The sequence below is a fragment of the Candidatus Thermoplasmatota archaeon genome (assembly GCA_034660695.1).
Lineage (GTDB): Archaea > Thermoplasmatota > E2 > UBA202 > DSCA01 > JAYEJS01.
The window spans coordinates 1-3,287 of record JAYEJS010000003.1 but is presented as its reverse complement, the minus strand read 5'-3'; the positions used below and the strand labels follow the sequence as shown (position 1 = coordinate 3,287).

General features: G+C 34.7%; 3 protein-coding genes. 2 read left to right on the top strand and 1 reads right to left on the bottom strand.

From position 1 onward, the window contains the following. Window positions 1–1,490 (top strand): helix-turn-helix domain-containing protein (locus U9O96_00135; GenBank protein ID MEA2053518.1); only part of this gene is annotated, 1,490 nt, incomplete at its 5' end. A 104-nt stretch (window positions 1,491–1,594) separates the two neighbouring features. Next, the gene (locus U9O96_00130) at window positions 1,595–3,034 is read left to right on the top strand and encodes a transglutaminase-like domain-containing protein (protein MEA2053517.1); all 1,440 of its coding nucleotides are present in this window, start codon (window positions 1,595–1,597) and stop codon (window positions 3,032–3,034) included. Window positions 3,035–3,186: 152 nt separating this feature from the next. On the opposite strand, the gene U9O96_00125 is transcribed toward U9O96_00130, so the two are convergent. Further along, window positions 3,187–3,287, bottom strand: a 101-nt coding sequence (locus U9O96_00125; protein ID MEA2053516.1) for a hypothetical protein, incomplete at its 5' end; no start/stop codon positions are given.

Here is a 3,287-nt window from a genome sequence, read left to right as displayed (position 1 = left end):
TTCCAACAGAAGGAAATTATATTACACACATATCTAACTCAAATAACATTAAAGGAAGTTATTTTGTTGAAAATAACATTATACTAAATTTTTTTAATACATCTGACTTTAATAGCAGAGTGGTAAGTTTTAGAAATTATACAATATCTCTATCTTCAGTTAACTCAAATACCACTATCTCGTATATTATTGATGTTAGCACAATCAACTACACTATTAATTGGAATGGAAATATGATCACTGTAATAGAACAACCCTCCAATGCTATTGTTGTTAGACTCCCAAATAATCGATTTGGTATAAAATATATGGATAAGGAGCCCGTTACTCTCCCTATAAATAGTAGTTTATTAGATAAAAATGAGGTTAATACTACTTCCAGCATTATAATATTAGTGCCTGAATGGAATAGCTTAATTGGTTTAAACGCTATAGAGAACTTTTCAATAGATGAACTCACCAGCATTTCCTATTCACAAAAAGTAAATGCTTTAAATTCCTACAAGCTAGCAACTGATCTTATTGGATTAAGGAATTATTCAGACTATATTCATTCCTACTGGATTGATTGGGGTGATGGCCACAATGAATCAGTAACTATTCCATTTTTACGGTACATTACAATGACGAATAAAACGGTGTTTTATAAACCAACTAACACAGTAATAGGAACATGGAGCTCCAATAATTTTAATTTATTGAACGATAAATATAATTTTTTACCTATCCATAAATATTCAAAAAGTGGCGATTATAAAATAAGCATCGGCACGGAAGATATCTTTGGCAACAATTACATTCTTTCTAGGAATACTACAATTCTGTATGAAGGTGGTTTAAAACATACCTATTTTATCGTAGTAGAACACAAGGAAACTGTCACAGCAGGTGCTGGGGGGATCGGACTTCTATCTCTTCTAATTATTTTCACTGAATCTGGTAAATACAAATTCCTTTCTTTCCTTCTTTTTATACCTCTTTATACCCGGTTCAATAAGGAAGATATACTTGATAATTTTGTACGAGGACAGATATATGGCTTCATAAAAACACAGCCAGGTGTTCATTACAACAATATTATGAGGGAATTAGATCTAAAAAATGGAACATTGTCTTATCACTTGCAAATGCTAGAAAAAACAGGTTTAGTAAAATCCAGAATGGAAGGCTTGCAATATAGGGCCTTTTATCCTACTGGTATGAAATTTCCAGAGAAGGAAAGGTATAGGCTTAGTGATTTACAAATAGAAATTCTAAAAATAATCAAAGAAAAAGACGGTATTATCCAAAATGAAATCAGAGACAAACTGGGTGAAAAAAGACAGATAATAAACTATAACGTTAAAGTACTCCATCAGGCTGGGCTAATCAAAGCTATAAGGAAAGGACGAGAGACTCATTGTTATTTAACTGATGAAGGACGCGGTATTACTGAATTTGCTGATGAAAGTGCTAATGAAAACACAATATCAGCCAATGAATCACCATAGTTGTGGTTAACCCGCAAAAAGGTATACCAAATTATTTATATAAAACGCAAAAAACTATTCCATATTTGATTTAAAAACTTCTCCTATATATTTTTGGTGATAAAATGGTTGAGGATATGTCTATTTCATCCAAAACGGATATAAAAATAAAAACATTGCTAGGTGTGTTAGGTATTGTTTCAATACTATTTATGAGCTCAGTTTTTGCCCAATATGGACTCAGCATTAATGGATTCTCTGGTATTGGAAACGATGCTTTATCTGACTCATTTGCTTTCGAGAGAGGAGTGTTAGAGAAATATTTTTCTTCAAGTCACCATGATTGTGGCAATAATCCAGCTGATTACATAAGGCCTAACGAATGGTTAGTACAACATATTGTAGAGAAACATTGTAAATATCCGTTAAAAGAGAACATGGTGAGCAACTGTAGACTCCTCTATGAATGGGTTTGCCATAACATTGAATACAAAAGCGATAGTGAAGTGTGGGATGTTCGAGATTATTGGCAACTTCCTTCAACAACCATTCTAAAAAGAACCGGTGATTGTGAGGATCAGGCCATTCTACTGACATCGCTTTTGAGGGCAGCAGAGATTCCAAGAGACAACGTACAGTTGGTGTATGGTATCCTTAAAAAATTTTCTGGGAAAGAGTATGGTCATGCATGGGTAGAAATTAAACCAATTTTCACATCAGTGCATAACCTAGTAGCAGATTCTGAGATAGCTAGAATTAAAATAGAATTCCAAAATTCTGAGGGGGTTATTTTGCATTCAAATAGTGATACTATCATTATGAATGCGACATCTAGTTTGGATGCTGCTGAGGATATTCAGGTTGAGCCCCAATATATCGGAAGAAGAGAAAGATTTATCCCCTTAGATACCTGTGTTACTCTCCCGTTTGGTAAACCGATACCGTTTTCTTGGTGGATTACTTTGGGATATACTGTTTACTGGCCTAGTAAAGCCATTCCTGAAAGATTCTATGTGGACATGGCTGCTGTTCAACTTCTTACAAATAAATCTATTTTTACTCCTCGTGAAAATGTTACCATAACCTTTGAAAACATTGGAAGGAAGAATATCTACATACTCAAAGAAAATCCATGGTGGATAGAAAAAAGGGAGAGTAATCAATGGATACGAATATATCCCATGAACATCATTCCTATTAACTCAGGTGAATATCTTTGTTCATTCACTATAAAGTTGAAACCAGGAGAAACCAAGGAATGGCACTGGAATCAAAAAGATTATCACGGCAATCAAGTTGAAACTGGTATTTATCGTGTCCGTGTATCCTATAAGGCAGAAAAATATGTAGAGGTGGCATATTTTAATTTCATAATCTCAAAATTAGTACCAATTCCAGAACCGATCCCGATTCCATGTCCTCGGCATCCATCCATGCCGATAATAGAACCACCACTTATTGAGGCGCCTGAACCATCGATCATCAAGATACCAGAACCAATAGTGAAACCGATAAAAATGCCAAAAATAATACCACTTGAGAAAACGAATACTTTACCAAGTTAGGTTATGCAAAAATATGAAAAATTGTTTTCTTTCAAGTTCTCAACTTCGTCCATATTATTTGGAGAGAGGGATTGCTGGACTTATGGGGACGAATTTAGTCTAGTCATCATTCACACATCTCTCCTGCTTCCTGCCTGTTACAAATTTGTGTCTCATATGCTCTCCAATTTTTTGCCGTATATTGCTTCGTTTCCCAGCTTATCCTCTATGCGCATAAGCCTGTTATATTTCTCCGTTCTCTCCGCCCTGCACG